Origin of the sequence: Acaryochloris marina S15 (assembly GCF_018336915.1) — a bacterium.
GTDB lineage: Bacteria > Cyanobacteriota > Cyanobacteriia > Thermosynechococcales > Thermosynechococcaceae > Acaryochloris > Acaryochloris marina_A.
In genome coordinates this window covers 1,331,192-1,345,189 of sequence record NZ_CP064923.1, presented here as the reverse complement: position 1 = coordinate 1,345,189, position 13,998 = coordinate 1,331,192, and the positions used below count along the sequence as shown (strand labels likewise).

The following is a 13,998-nucleotide window of genomic DNA, read 5'->3' as shown; positions in this document are numbered from 1 at the left end:
TTAAAAAACAACGTCTGGGGAACGTTCTGCAATCACGGCCTCCGGCAAAATCAGCATGGCATCACCGAAAGAGTAGAAGCGGTATTGATGTGCGATCGCATCCTCATACAAGGCCAACAACCGCTCACGTCCCACTAAAGCACTCACCAACATCAACAAACTCGATTTCGGTAAATGAAAGTTGGTGATTAAGCCATCCACCACCCACCACTGATAACCAGGATAGACAAACAAATTCGTACGCCCCTGCCAAGGAGCAAGAGAGCCATTCTGACAGGCTCCTTCTAGGGCTCTCGCCACGGTTGTCCCCACCGCGATCACACGCCCCCCAGCAGCTTTTGTTGCTCGAATAGCATCCACCGTCGCCGCAGGTAAATCCACCCATTCCGAGTGCATATTATGTTGCAAAATATCATTCGTTTCCACAGGCCGGAAGGTACCAATCCCCACATGGAGCGTCAGACACACCTGATTAATGCCCTGGGATTGGAGACGAGCAAGTAGCTCAGGGGTAAAATGCAATCCTGCAGTTGGCGCAGCCACAGCCCCAGGATGCTGTGCATAGACCGTCTGATACTGTTCTGGCCGGGCAGCAGAATCTTGAATATAGGGGGGTAAGGGTACTTCTCCCAATTGTTCTAAGAGATCTTCAAAAGGCTGTTCGACCAGAGGTTCAAATTGAATGATCCGCCCCCGTGTCTCTTCATCTGTAGCTAGAACCTCTGCCCGCAATAAGGGACATTCTGGGGAGCCAAACTCTATTTGGGCCCCTGGCTTTAACCGCCGTCCTGGCCTGACTAAAGCAAGCCAAGTTCGAGGTTGCCGAGGTTCCAGCAAAAAGACCTCAACTGGCTGAGCCAGCTCAGACTTCACTTTGCGACCCAGGAGGCGGGCTGGGATAACCCGGGTATCGTTAAAAACTAGCAAATCGCCAGGCTGCAATAGTGCGACCAAATCCTGAAAGATTTGATGTTGATGCGCTTTTTGTTGAACCACCAATAACCGAGACCGATCTCTAGGCACCAGAGGGGTTTGCGCAATTAAAGTCTCTGGCAGCACATAATCATAGGCCTGGAGGGTTTGATCTAACTCGGGAGTGGAGCCCAGCATGCTTTTTTTACTGACGGTGGATAGGTTGCTCTGACTACAATAATCAACCTGGTCAACCAGGTTGGGTATAACCCCCTATTTATTATGGGGATTCTGCTCTACCCATAAGCAGAGCTGATCGTGACAATAAGTATATGCAGGTATCCCTGCTCACCGCAAAAACGCTGGGGTTAGTGCCGAGGCAGGCACAATTATGGATTACCTATATTATCTAGGAACAGCAAGTTTAGTTTTACGCGTTGTTCAGCATCTTCGCCGATCAACTCACTTACCCGTCGAGTTCATGACGGTTGTTCACCAACTGAACGGTTGGGTGTTACGTATCAGAACGGCACCGGGTTGGACACAACAAGATTTAGACAACTTCCGTGCCTTTTTAGGAGAATTGGGCATCCCTTACCAAGTAGATACCCGAGTCAGCACAGTACTACAAGCTCTGGAATCTGGCCAATCTCCTGTTGAAGTAATGAGCCAATACCAAGTTGCAGTGATTGCCCATGGCAGCCCCGATATGACCGAAATTGAGGCATTCCGTCAGCAGTTTATTCAAGGCTTAGGCTATTGTCCAGAGACTTTGGCATAAGGTCATTAATATTGCCAATCTTTATAATTCCCATGAATTTGTTCATGGGAATTAAATCTAGAGTGACTTTCTCTAGATAGCCTTCAAGGTAAGGCCATTTAAAATGGGCCTCTTGTCGCAAAACCAGGGGGGAGGATTAAAGTGTTTTTAAACGAGGGGAAAGTCAGGCTACTCATCCTCAAATGAACGCTCAATCTATAGCGAGCAAGGTTATTCTGTCATCCTTTTAGGCTTAAATCAGACCCCACTTAACCTTAATTTTGAGACATCACAATTTCTTTAGGGACCATGGCGGCGATATCTACCATGGCAAATCCCATAACTTCTTGAGGTCAATACCGACCGTGGTATATACAATCGGCCACATTTGATGAGCTTGAATAAGCTGCCATGAACTTACCTAGGTCATGACTGGGGGCTAAGGGAACAACAAGCAATCTCATCATCAGGCAAATAAACCGCCCAGTATTTTGTGCAACCCATCCATACACATAAATATCAAGCAAAGCTTAAATGTCGTAGTTGAAGTCGCTTGAAAGAAACTGAATCAACATCCCATGAATAAGAAGCTCAGCAAGATTAGTCTATTTGGGTTAGCTGTTGGTATCTTGGCAATTTCCATCTGGCTGATTAGAAAGCTAGATGAAGAACCCTTAAAATCCCAAATTGAGCTTCAAGTTGAACAGTTGGGGCCTTGGGCACCTTTGGGAATCTTTGCCCTTCGCTTGATCAGCGTTGTTATTCCTATCATCCCCGGTGTACCTCAGGCATTACTCGCAGGGAAAATACTGGATTACCCCACTGCATTAGGGACAATTGTTGTTTCTGACCTCTGTTCCTGCAGCATCGCGTTTTACCTTGCTAGACGATTCGGTCGCAATCTAGTTGAGAAGCTGGTGGGTAAGAAATTCATGGGCCGAGTGGATGAGTTGAGTAGCAAGCATTTAGAAAAAAACTTTTTCTTGCTAGCAGGTGCCTTGATGACCGGTGCATTTGATTTTGTGAGCTATAGTGTTGGGCTAACAACCACCAAATGGAAAATGTTTTTGCCCGGATTACTCATCGCTTCCCTGGTACGTGGTGGACCGATCGTGGCCATAGGCGCAACTTTATTTGATAAAGGCACCGGATACTTATATGCAGGTCTCGCTATCTTAGGCGCATTTTGCGTGGCGATATTCGCGGGATGGCTCCAGCAACGAGGGGCTACATCAACTACCAAAAAATAAAGTGGATGTCTGTCCCATGGGATTCAGTCCTTCACGCAAGAGACGCCTTACTATCTGTCCGATCCATTGAGTACTAATATTTCACAAGTGCTATTTTTCACAAGCGCTTAGTCCTATCACCACGAATGCCATCCCATCCCCAAGAGACAGTATCGCTCCACAACAAATTGCTTGCCTCAAAAATGAATTAAATCCAGAGAATATTTCCTCCAATGAGCTGGGTACTATGAGAAGTAGGTTGGAAGAGTTAAGTGCCTAACGATGAATCCTCAACGAATTGCAGTGATTGCATCCAATGTATTTCGAGATATTTTCCGCGATCGCGTCCTCTATCTAGCTGCGCTATACGCCATTGGTCTGGTCTTAGTGATTTTATTCCTAGGTGAGGTCTCTGCCGGCACCGAAGGAAAAATAAGTGTTGATGTGGGACTAGCCAGTATTAGTCTACTCGCACTGGCGGTGGCCGCATTTGAAGGCGGCGGATTAATTAATAAAGAAGTCGAAAAACGAACCGCATTAATTTTGCTAGCCAAACCCCTCAGTCGCACCGAATTTGTTCTAGGGAAACATATCGGTTTGTCCGGGGTGTTGACTCTCTTAATTGCCATTATGACGGCGATTTTAGTGAGTGTCCTCAGCTGGCAGCAGTTTACCTTTGAACTCAATAATATTCTCTTAAGCAGTAGCTTCCTAATTTTAGAGATGGCTTTAATTGCAGCCGTTTCAATTTTGTTCGGTGCATTTACGAGTTCTTTAATGGGGACTGTTCTCACTTTTGCCGTTTATTTCATGGGGCATTTTAGCCAAAACCTACTTAAGCTCAGCGAATCCATAAAGTCTGAAAGTATTCAGCAGATTGCCAAGGTTATTTACCTCGTCTTTCCTGATTTATCACGCTTAGATTTAAAAAATCAGGCAGTGCATATCATTACCGTTCCGCCATCACAAATGGCAATGAACGCTGTCTATGGCATCGTATATATCACCTTACTCTTAGCCATCTCCACTATTATTTTTGCCAATCGAGAATTCTAAAGGGGTCGATAAACTCGATAGTTAATGTTGGGGAAGATGTTATCCATTACTTCTACCTTCTCCAGCCATCCACTATCCACCTGTCGCTTTTTAATGTCATGGTAGAGATGTTGGAAACGGGCCAAATGAGACCGAGTCCGGCGTACAGCATAGGGAACCATCGTCCCAGTTCGCATGATAAACGCCCAATCAGAAGACTGGGCCAATAAGAGTTCTCGAGATGCCTGGTTTAAGGCTCGCCATTGCAGATCATCTTCAGGCTCTAACTTAGCGAGTTCAATCATCCGTTCGGCGGCCTTATGAAGATGGGGATAAATCCAGGCATTGGTCTCATTGAGCCAATACTCATGGAATCCTTTATAACCCCAGCTCGATTGGGAAGGGCGGCAGACTTGTTGATTAGGCTCTGCTTTCAAGTAATCCGCCAAGTGAGTCATTTCATAGGTCTGTTGGTCATGCCAAGACTTGCGGAATAGGTAGTCAATAAACCAGGGTCCCTCATACCACCAGTGGCCATAGAGTTCGGCATCGTAGGGGGAAACTACAATCGGAGGCCGCTGCATTATCCCATGCAGATTTTTGATTTGCTGTTCCCGGTTAAACATGAAGTTATGGGCATGTTCTGCTGCTTTTTCCCGTGCCCAATAGGGATCATAAAGGGCCTTATCAGATAGGCCCCCACCTCGTCCCGTAATTTTGTGATATTTGATCCCAACATTTTTGCGCTGGCCATTGGGCATAATGTAGGGCTTAATATATTCATACTCTGCTTCCCAGCCTAGATCCTTGTAAAACTCCCGATACACAGGAGCCCCCGGATAGCCAACTTCGGAAGACCAAACCTGCTGAGATGACTCATGATCACGACCAAACGCAGCAACTCCTGTTTCCGTAAAAATAGGTGAATAGGTACCAAAGCGAGGTCGAGGTCTTGCATAGAGCAAGCCATGGCCATCCATCAGGAAGTAGCGCAGCCCTGCATCGGCTAGCATGCGCTCCAGGCCCTCAAAATAGGCACATTCTGGTAGCCAAATCCCTTTAGGAGGTCGCCCAAAAGTTTCTTCGTAATGTTCGCAAGCGACCTGTATCTGAGCCCATACCGCTTGGGGATACATTTTCATCAGCGGTAAATAGCCGTGGGTGGCCCCACAGGTAATAATTTCTAGGTTGTTCGTATCTTGAAACTGTTTGAAGGCCGATACTACATCTCGATCGTAGTTCTCCCATACCTCTCGAACCGTATGGAATTCATTGACATAATGCTCTGCCAGGTAGCGAATATGGCTGTTGTGAACATTGCGCTCAACCTCTAGGGTGGCCAGCTCTTCTAGCTTAGCGAGATGTTCATCATATCGATCTTGGAGGAGTGGATCTTGCAGCATAGACACCAAAGGGGGCGTCATACTCATGGTGATTTTGAAATCAATCCCATCTCGCTTTAATCCTGAGAAGACTTGTAGTAGAGGGATATAAGTTTCAGTAATTGCCTCAAATAGCCATTCTTCCTCTAGAACAAAATCACTTTCAGGGTGACGAACGAAAGGGAGATGGGCATGGAGCACCAGGGCAAGGTAACCAAGAGTCATAAATTTTCGTTAGGAAGGGCAGCCAAGACGACGGCCATTGACAGAGAGTATTAAATAATAGTAAAGAATGACGGGCCTTATGAATAGATAGAAACATACAATTCTCTATCTTTAGGCATGAGTAGGATGTTCCATGCGGTTGACTCGCCCATACCATCGCAGTAAAACCCGAGACAAAAGCTCGGGGCTATGGCGAACAAACTGGGTATTTGGATCTTCATCCATGACATTGGCAAGAATCACTCGACATCCAAGCCGCATCAACATTTCACGATCAATCACAATGGGATGGGCATTTTCCTGCATGTAGCGAGCTAAGGCCATCGAGGAAGGCAATTTTTTCTGCACCAGCACTGCATCAAAGACTCGCTTACCACAGGCAGCATCTAGAGCCTTAATGTGATCGGCAACAGTATAGCCATCCGTTTCTCCAGGCTGACTCATAATATTGCAGACATAGATCCGAGGCACGGTTCGACGGGCAATCGCCTCCACAATTTCTGGCACCAGCAGATTGGGGACCACGCTGGTATAGAGACTCCCAGGACCCAGAATGATCAGGTCGGCATCAATAATTGCTCGAATAGCTTTTGGTAAAGCGGGCGGGCGTTCAGGGGTACAGCCCACGCGAATAATTCTGCCCCCTGCAGCTGTAATCTTGGATTCTCCCTTAATACAGCGACCGTCTTCTAAATCGGCCCAGAGGCTGACGTCACTGAGGGTAGCGGGCAAGACCTGCCCTCGAACGGCTAACACCTGGGAACTGGCAGCAATCGCCTGCTCCCAACTATCAGTAATCTCGCTCATGGCGGTTAAGAACAAGTTGCCAAAGCTATGGCCAGCGAGTCCATCTCCAGCTTTAAACCGATATTGAAATAGCGCCGTAATCAATTTTTCTTGATCGGCTAAAGCAGCAATGCAGTTACGCAGATCCCCGGGGGGTAAACCACCAATTTCACGTCTCAGGCGTCCCGAAGATCCACCGTCATCTGCAACTGTAACAATAGCTGTGATGTTTGAGCTATAAGATTTCAAGCCTCGCAGCAAGGTAGACAAACCAGTGCCGCCCCCTACCACCACGATTTTGGGACCTCGATTCAAACGGCGATGCACGAGGAGGCGATCCACAACCTCCTCTTGGCTATCTGGAATTAAGACTTCAGTAATGGACCCTAAGGTTCGTGCTTGTCCCCACCACACTAGAAATAAGCCCAATATGATCACGAGAGGGCCACTGATCTGTCTGGGTAAAACCTGGGCAAAAAACTGGAGTGCAGATTCTAAAAACTGGATAACGTAAAAGATGGGAGTTAGGCGGACCAGGATGGCTAATCCCAGGCTGGTCAAGAGGACACCAATTGCGCTTAAAAACAACCAACGCTTAATCGATAGTCCAGGGGACAACCAGCGAATGGAACGACCTAACCGTCCGGGAAGATGCTGCAACGATTTGCCTTTATAAGAAGTTATCGTCTGTTTGGGAGATCCCATGAGCATCAACCACAAAAGTGCTTATGTCCAAATTATAGAGAGGCAAAACTATGCCTATTCACCTTGAAGTCGAAATGTTGTGGCAAGGGTCTGAGTATAGCTTAGGGTAATTTGTCTCTAATTTTTTGGAAATAAAAGATAATTGCAGCTCAGCTCTTAGCTCGAATCACTTTTCCCAAAGTTGGCGTTAACCCCCAATTTATAGGGGAAGAAAAAGTTAAGCAGGATATTGAGAACGGATTGGCAAGGGAGGAAGGGTAAGATAGGCCCGCTTAATAGGGCGTGATGCAACCTTCAGTACCCCACCTTGATCACAAAGACAAGTCGATATCAGGCGTTGGAGAAACATCATAGGGAGATGAAGCATCAGCAAGCCTTGGCGCTGAAGTCTCTAGTGAGATGTTACCCAGCTCAGGAGCATCTTCTAACTCTGATGCAGCTTGAGCATCCGGCTCAAATTTGATGCGACGAATCGGTAAATTGGCGATTAGGGCCGTCGCTCGCTGATCGGATTCCAAACTGAAGTTGAGCCCTTCTGTATCGATCTCTACATAGCGAGAAACCACTTCCAAAATTTCTCGACGCATCGCCTCCATCAGCTCTGGCGGCAGGTTAGCTCGATCATGGGCTAAGACAATTTTGAGCCGACTTTTGACATCATCACGACTAGTCGTCATGTCTTGGCCGAGAAAAAGCCGTTCGAGAAAATCGCTAATCATAGAATTTCAACGTAAGCGTGAACGTCCACAGTTAGAGTTAATGGCTACAGTATGACGTGTAGGTTGGCTGATGTGCTGGAGGATATGCAAATAACTACCGTTTAAAGAAACGTCGAACCCGAGAGAACAGCGTATCGTAGGGGGCATTGAGATCTAGGAAATCGATGTCCTTTCCTTCAATCCGCTGGGCAATATTTTGCAGAGCCATACCGCTAAGAGAAAAGTTCTCTGATAGTACTAAGGGTTCCCCACGGTTGGTCGCGACAATCACCTGTTCATCGTCGGGAATCATGCCAATCAGAGGAATGGCCAGGATTTCTTGGACATCCTGGACCGACATCATGTCATTGGCCTGGACCATCGCTGGGCGGATGCGATTCACGATTAGATTGATGGTTTTAACATGGTGCGCTTCAAGTAACCCCACTACGCGATCCGCATCTCGAACAGCGGAAATTTCGGGAGTCGTCACAATTAAGGCTTCGTCTGCAGCTGCGATCGCATTCTGAAACCCCATCTCAATCCCCGCCGGGCAGTCGATCAAGACAAAATCGTACTTTTTCGTCAAAGCATAAGCGAGCTGCTTCATCTGCTCTGGCGTTACGGCGTCTTTGTTGCGATTTTGGGCTGCGGGTAGAAGCACCAAATCATGCAGACGTTTATCTTTAACCAGGGCTTGTTCTAAGCGGCATTGCCCAGCCAAGACCTCTAGGGCCGTATAAACCACACGGTTTTCTAGACCCAGCAACAAATCAAGATTGCGCAATCCGAAGTCAGCGTCAATGAGCGCGACTGAATGGTTTAGCTTTGCTAATGCCATTCCTAAATTGGCTGAACAGGTGGTTTTACCCACCCCACCTTTGCCAGAGGTAATAACTATAATTCGACCCATATAACAGAGAGCGTTACAACTTTGTCAACTCAGCCAAACAAATGATTAATAGTGTATATCAATTTCGCGATTTCGCTAGGGTTGGATCATATTTTTGCTAAAGTCAGCAGCCCGGGCAATTTGGATCCCATCACTAGCAATATAGGCCACCTCTGGATAAAACTGATCGGGGGGTGATTCCGGTGCCCGAGCCACCCAATCTGCAATCCGCAATTGAGTGGGCTCCATCTGGAGAGCCATGATTTGACTTTGTTCGTTGCCACTGGCCCCTGCATGGGTAATGCCCCGCAAACGCCCCCAGACTAAAATGTCACCATCCGCAACAATCGAGCTACCAGGATTTAAGTCTCCCATAATCACAACGGTTCCAGGATGACGAATTTCGGCTCCCGATCGCAGGGTTTTTTGTAAATAAAGCGGTGCCGCATCTTTTTGGTCATCATCTAACGTGAACTGCGCAATGGTGGACTGAGCCATTGGCAAGATATGAGCTTGCTGTTCAATGGAATAGCCCGAGGTCGCAGCTGCGACAGCCGTTTGCCGACGTTTGGTATGAATGCGGGTTAAATGTAGCTTGACGGCAGATAAGGCATTGACGATCGTCTGCAATTGTCGATGATCGAGTAGGCGATCGCCGGTGACCAGTTCCACTAGAGTATTCGGAGGCCAAAATCGCGTTCCGGCTTCCAACTGCTTTTTAACTTCTTTTAGTAAATCTGCCCATTCCAAGGTGGTTTCACTGGGAGCCGGTAGGTAGAGCAATAACTTACCATCGTCAGCTTCCAGATGGAGTTGGACTTCGGCAACCCGAGGCGACTCCGTCTCTGATTCTGATTCGCTGCTAGGAGGAGAAGTAGAGGCAAGTGAAGCCCTAAGCCGTTCTGGTTCCATAAACGCCCTTTTTTACTTGCGTGACTGTTCGGCCGATTTTTTTTTCGGAACGACGTTCAGTCGCTGACTGATAATCGTCATGCCACCATCTTGCACCAAAATGGCAGAAATCCACTCGCTCATGGGTTTATTTCCAGCTGTACCGACCTTAAATAAACCACCAGCGGGTAACAGCTCTAGCTTAAGCTCGGGCTGTTTCAGATAGTTTTCCATAGTGATCGATTCTTCCAGGGCTAATCCCAATAATGGGTTATCTCCCAGAGGCTCATCTACAATCACATCAAATTCAAACTTTTCGCCAACTCCCACTTCCTGAGGAAGGTTCACCTGCACTTTAGGGGGTTTCCGGCCTGAAGTGAGCTTGCTCTGTTCAGCCAAAATTTCTTGCTTGGCAATCTGTTGACCTACCCACTGCTGACGAGAGTGAAGTGTGGAGTGCAATTTCACAGGACCTTGATCAAGGGTTTGAGTCCCCGTGATGGTGGTTTTGGTCTCAACAGTATAGCCTTGGGCGCTTTTCTCCCAAGCCACTAATTCAGTCTTATAAGATAAATCCTGGTAATCTTCCCAAAATGTGGCGACCACCTGCTTTAGGGTTTTCCGATTCAGGCCATCGCCACTTGTAAAATTAGAACTATAAAAGCCCAGCAATTTAGAGAGATCTTGTTGGTTCGCAGCCATATCAACTTGAGCGAGCTGCTCGGTCAAGGCAGGTGGAGCATCCGTATCTACCTGAGTCGTTTCTGGGGCCACGCTTTCAGCATATGCAAGCTGAGGTAACATTCCCATTCCTAAAGAGCATAGACAGGCAGCGGACAATCCAACCCCCAGCTGGCTGAAAGAATGGCGGACCCTATTGAGTTGGCGGCCAGTCTGGGGAACAACGGATTGCAAAATGCGGATAGAGTTGTACATGGAATGGTGGTATGTAATGACAAGAACCAATTCACTCTTTCAGATAGGGTCCCCTGAACTTCTAGGAGAAGAAGCATCACTGTTGAGTGATTAGCTTTGCCACGTTTCCCTGAAAGGAGCATCTCAATTCTAGATTAACTTTCCTATAGAAGGCGAAAACGCTAGAATTCTCAACTTCCACCTACAAGGATAGCAACAGTGAGCAATTCCGAATCGGTTGCCATGACAGAACAGCCCAAGCGGTTCCTAATCGCGGCTAGCGGCACAGGCGGACATTTATTCCCCGCACTGGCAGTTGCCGAAGTTCTCGAAGCAGAACAGTTTCAACTGGAATGGCTAGGGGTGAGCAATCGATTAGAGACCCAGCTAGTTCCCAAAAAATATCCGTTACGTACAGTCTCCATCGAAGGCTTACAAACTCGGATAGGCCCAAAGACGCCCATTCTCCTGGGGAAATTAGCCGTGGCAGTTTGGCAAACCCGTCAATTGCTAAAGCAAGGCCAATTTCAAGGCGTGCTCACCACAGGAGGCTATATCGCCGCCCCTGCAATTTTGGCGGCTTGGTCCTTGGGGCTGCCACGAGTGATCCATGAATCGAATGCGATTCCGGGAAAAGTGACGCGATGGCTCAGTGGGATCTGTACTGGCGTGGGGTTGGGGTTAGAGGATGCCACAAAATACTTACCTAAAGCCAAAACCGTCGTTGTGGGCACTCCTGTTCGCCCAGCTTTTCTTACCCCTTGTGAACTCGATTTACCGATTCCGCAGGAGGCCACACTCATAGTGGTGGCGGGCGGCAGTCAAGGTGCCGTCTCAGTCAACCAATTGGTTCGAGCCTGTGCGCCAGCTTGGTTAGGAAACGGGGCTTGGATCGTTCATTTAACCGGAACTCAAGATCCTGAGACGCAATCTTTTCAGCATCCCCACTATCTATCAATGCCGTTTTACGACAATATGGCCGGTTTACTGCAGCGGGCTAATTTAGCCATTAGTCGGGCGGGTGCAGGGACCTTAAGCGAACTTGCGATCGCATCCACGCCTGCCCTCTTAATCCCCTATCCCTATGCAGCCGAAGACCATCAAGCCTTCAATGCTGCCGCCTTTGTCAAAGCGGGGGCAGCCCAGATGTATCGCCAAGATGAACTCACCGAAGAACAACTAAAACAGACGGTGCTCAAATGGATACAGGAGCCCCAGATCTTAGAAGAAATGGCAGCAAAAGCCTACAGCCTAGCAGTCCCAAACAGCACAGAGCGCTTCGCCCAGCTCATTCTTGAGCAGATCGAAGCGTCTCCATGAAAGATATAGGTGCTGTATCGTTAAAGCGCTAAACTCTTAAATGATTTTTAGGTGGGGATAAGCCGCAACTAAATCATCCGCACTGAGGGTATCGGACTCCGCTTGGGGGGTCCATAACACTTCTAAGGCTAATAGCTGGTCGCTAGAAACAGAGCCGACTTGATTGAGGGCTTGGCGAAGATCCTGATCCGATTTAATATCTGGGAGCTTTTGCTTACCCTGGGCAGCCACCACCAACGTGACGACAATATATTCACCAGGCGCTTGAGTTAGAGCATCCGCCGTCTTCGTTAATGTTCCATTGTTGTCTTGGATCTGCTGTTTCACATTCGACAGGGTTTCCGCTTGAAACTTACTCCGCTCGGTTAACGCTAAATGGTTGAATTTAGCCTCAGCAGAAACAAGACGGGTTTGTTCAGATTCAGCACTGGCATAAACCCAATATTCGGGGTGGCGTAACAGTGCTAAATTTGTTTCTTGCAACACCTTAGCGAGACCTGTACTGGATGCAGTATTGCCAGTTTGAGCAATCCGATCAAGATCAGCTTTCAGTCCACGGGCTTCGGCTAATAAACCAACCTGAATTTTGTTAACCGTAACAGCGGGATTTGCAGAGTTCTGATCATAACTGCTGCCCCCCAAGTTAAGGCCCTCTCCATCTCCAGCTATATTACGGAAGCTAGACACCAAGAAGTTAGCAACAGCAATCAGGATCAGAATGGAAAATAACCCACCCCCTCCAAACCCAAAGAATGGGATGAGAAAAGGAAAGCCAAATCCACCCCGATAGCCACCCCGAGCGTAACCGCCTCGAGAATAGCCACCCGAATAGCTACGGGAAGGGCTGCTTCGATAGGAGCGAGAAGGCACAGAACGACGGAAGCTTCCTCCGCTAATCCGACCACCCGTACGGGCCGCTAAGGCAGCATCGGCATTGCTGAAGACTAAGACACCAACAAGCGAGATCGCAACGAGGAGGCGGGAAAAAGCTTTATAAATGGAACGTTTTTTATTCATCTTTCGCACTGAGGGCTTACATTAACGCAATCTTGAGACGTACCGTAGAGAATAGGACTGACCCGATAATCGGTAAGACAACCAGAATTATTCTGACAGTCATCGGCAATCCTCTGCCCCAAATCTTGCTTTGTTTTAAGTTTAATCCTTCTCTCTAGTCAAGGGTTCGCCCCAACAGAGGGATTACCGACAACCAACCGTAACCCTAATATCGAATTCTTGGATCAACGTAGGCATTGACGATATCAATCACGATGCTAGCCATGACAATAATGACGGAGACAAAGACAATGATGCCTTGAACCGTAAAATAGTCGCGAAGTGAAATTGCATCATAAAGGCGATTTCCTAGCCCCGGCCAAGAGAACGTGACCTCAGTGAGCACTGCACCACCCAACATAGCTGCAAAGGTAAGTCCCAAAACGGTAATGACTGGAATCAGGGCATTACGGAGAGCGTGAACCACTAGAATCCGTCCTTCAGGAATCCCTCGGGCCCGAGCAGCCTCCACATAGTCCGCTTGTAACGTTTGCTTTAGATTGACCCGGACAATTCGCTCAAAAATACCGCTGAGAACCAGTCCTAATGTGATACTCGGTAACGCTAAATGGTAGAGCGTTAAGCCCAGAGCATGCAGGTCTCCTGCAAGGACACTATCAATCAGATATAAGCCGGTGGGGCCTTGGGGGGGTAATACTCGTGTCGGGAACCGAGTGCCATCCGGGAACCAGCCCAATTGAACCGCAAAAAAAAGCTTCAGCAACATCCCCACCCAAAACATCGGTAACGCATAGGTAATAATGCCAAAGAGTCTCCCCCCCAGGTCAAACACCGTTCCAGGCCTGGATGCTGAAAGGATCCCAGCACTGACACCAATCATCAAAGCCACAATCATGCTGCAAAATGCCAGCTCCAAAGTGGCAGGGAAAAACTGCTGAATAATATCCCAAACGGATTGACCCCGGCTGGTCAGGGAGGTGCCTAGATCAAATTGCAATAGATCTCCCATGTAATGGGTATATTGCTGCCATAGGGGTTGATCTAATCCCATTTGCGATCGCAGCGCTAGTTTTTGAGCCGCCGGCGCTTTTGGCCCTAAGATGGCATCTACCGGATCCCCCGGTGTTGCTCGTAGCAACAAAAACACGACAGTGGTTACGGTCCACAACATCAAAGGGGCCAGCAATAAGCGGGCCACTACATAAGACTGAAGGGCTCGAGAACGAGACAT

At 47.9% G+C, this 13,998-nt stretch carries 13 protein-coding genes; 4 read left to right on the top strand and 9 right to left on the bottom strand.

The annotated features are described in order from the left end of the window. Entirely contained in the window at window positions 1-1,110 is a 1,110-nt protein-coding gene (gene queA, locus I1H34_RS06945) for a tRNA preQ1(34) S-adenosylmethionine ribosyltransferase-isomerase QueA (RefSeq protein WP_212664960.1), read from the bottom strand. A gap of 193 nt (window positions 1,111-1,303) precedes the next feature. Here queA and I1H34_RS06940 point away from each other — a divergent pair, with 193 nt between their 5' ends. The 3 genes from I1H34_RS06940 (at window position 1,304) to I1H34_RS06930 (ending at window position 3,957) form a co-directional block, all read left to right on the top strand. Continuing rightward, window positions 1,304-1,693 (top strand): DUF732 domain-containing protein, encoded by a 390-nt coding sequence (locus I1H34_RS06940; RefSeq protein WP_212664959.1) that lies wholly within the window; start codon window positions 1,304-1,306, stop codon window positions 1,691-1,693. A 557-nt stretch (window positions 1,694-2,250) separates the two neighbouring features. Beyond that, window positions 2,251-2,922 (top strand): TVP38/TMEM64 family protein, encoded by a 672-nt coding sequence (locus tag I1H34_RS06935; protein ID WP_212664958.1) that lies wholly within the window; start codon window positions 2,251-2,253, stop codon window positions 2,920-2,922. A 261-nt stretch (window positions 2,923-3,183) separates the two neighbouring features. Next, the gene (locus tag I1H34_RS06930; RefSeq protein WP_212664957.1) at window positions 3,184-3,957 is read left to right on the top strand and encodes an ABC transporter permease; all 774 of its coding nucleotides are present in this window, start codon (window positions 3,184-3,186) and stop codon (window positions 3,955-3,957) included. On the opposite strand, the gene I1H34_RS06925 is transcribed toward I1H34_RS06930, so the two are convergent. The 6 genes from I1H34_RS06925 to I1H34_RS06900 form a co-directional block, all read right to left on the bottom strand. After that, complete coding sequence (locus I1H34_RS06925) at window positions 3,954-5,543, bottom strand: glycoside hydrolase family 57 protein (RefSeq protein ID WP_212664956.1); 1,590 nt, start codon at window positions 5,541-5,543, stop codon at window positions 3,954-3,956. The genes I1H34_RS06930 and I1H34_RS06925 overlap by 4 nt on opposite strands. A 111-nt stretch (window positions 5,544-5,654) precedes the next feature. Further along, window positions 5,655-7,040 (bottom strand): gluconeogenesis factor YvcK family protein, encoded by a 1,386-nt coding sequence (locus tag I1H34_RS06920; protein WP_212666172.1) that lies wholly within the window; start codon window positions 7,038-7,040, stop codon window positions 5,655-5,657. A gap of 305 nt (window positions 7,041-7,345) precedes the next feature. Then, window positions 7,346-7,753, bottom strand: a complete 408-nt coding sequence (minE, locus tag I1H34_RS32920) for a cell division topological specificity factor MinE (RefSeq protein ID WP_212664955.1) — start codon at window positions 7,751-7,753, stop codon at window positions 7,346-7,348. 94 nt (window positions 7,754-7,847) lie between these two features. After that, window positions 7,848-8,645 (bottom strand): septum site-determining protein MinD, encoded by a 798-nt coding sequence (gene minD / locus I1H34_RS06910; protein ID WP_212664954.1) that lies wholly within the window; start codon window positions 8,643-8,645, stop codon window positions 7,848-7,850. A gap of 75 nt (window positions 8,646-8,720) precedes the next feature. Continuing rightward, window positions 8,721-9,536 (bottom strand): septum site-determining protein MinC, encoded by an 816-nt coding sequence (gene minC / locus I1H34_RS06905; protein ID WP_212664953.1) that lies wholly within the window; start codon window positions 9,534-9,536, stop codon window positions 8,721-8,723. Window positions 9,537-9,548: 12 nt separating this feature from the next. After that, the gene (locus tag I1H34_RS06900; protein WP_212664952.1) at window positions 9,549-10,451 is read right to left on the bottom strand and encodes a nuclear transport factor 2 family protein; all 903 of its coding nucleotides are present in this window, start codon (window positions 10,449-10,451) and stop codon (window positions 9,549-9,551) included. Window positions 10,452-10,649: 198 nt separating this feature from the next. On the opposite strand from I1H34_RS06900, the gene murG reads away from it, so the two are divergent. Beyond that, entirely contained in the window at window positions 10,650-11,750 is a 1,101-nt protein-coding gene (murG, locus tag I1H34_RS06895; protein WP_212664951.1) for an undecaprenyldiphospho-muramoylpentapeptide beta-N-acetylglucosaminyltransferase, read from the top strand. A gap of 36 nt (window positions 11,751-11,786) precedes the next feature. Here murG and I1H34_RS06890 read toward each other — a convergent pair whose 3' ends face one another. Together I1H34_RS06890 and I1H34_RS06885 are read right to left on the bottom strand one after the other, a co-directional pair. Then, the gene (locus I1H34_RS06890; protein ID WP_212664950.1) at window positions 11,787-12,767 is read right to left on the bottom strand and encodes a DUF1517 domain-containing protein; all 981 of its coding nucleotides are present in this window, start codon (window positions 12,765-12,767) and stop codon (window positions 11,787-11,789) included. 205 nt (window positions 12,768-12,972) lie between these two features. Next, window positions 12,973-13,998, bottom strand: a complete 1,026-nt coding sequence (locus tag I1H34_RS06885; RefSeq protein ID WP_212664949.1) for an ABC transporter permease — start codon at window positions 13,996-13,998, stop codon at window positions 12,973-12,975.